The organism is Pseudomonas sp. PDM22, assembly GCF_014851965.1.
In the GTDB taxonomy this organism is placed as follows: domain Bacteria; phylum Pseudomonadota; class Gammaproteobacteria; order Pseudomonadales; family Pseudomonadaceae; genus Pseudomonas.
The window spans coordinates 1-281 of the sequence record NZ_JACVAR010000051.1; the positions used below are offsets into that span (position 1 = coordinate 1).

The 281-nt window shown below is 66.5% G+C and carries 1 protein-coding gene; it reads left to right on the forward strand.

Features of this window, described 5'->3' with window-relative positions; translation table 11 throughout:
- A partial coding sequence (locus IB255_RS31365) for a type VI secretion system Vgr family protein (protein WP_192211299.1) occupies positions 1 to 281 on the forward strand: 281 nt, incomplete at both ends.

Here is a 281-nt window from a genome sequence, read left to right on the forward strand (position 1 = left end):
ACAAGCTACGCCTGGATGACTCGCGCGGAAAAGAGCACATCAAGCTCAGCACCGAATACAGCGGCAAGAGCCAGCTGAATCTCGGCCATCTGGTGGATGCGCAACGGCAGCAACGCGGCGAAGGCTTTGAACTGCGCACCGACGGCTGGGGCGCGGTGCGCGCCGGCAAGGGCCTGTTCATCAGCGCCGACGCCCAGCCCGGCGCACAGGGCAAAACGCTGGACATGCAGGCCGCCGTGCGCGAGCTGGAGCAAGCCCTGGAACAGGTCCGCGCCATGGCC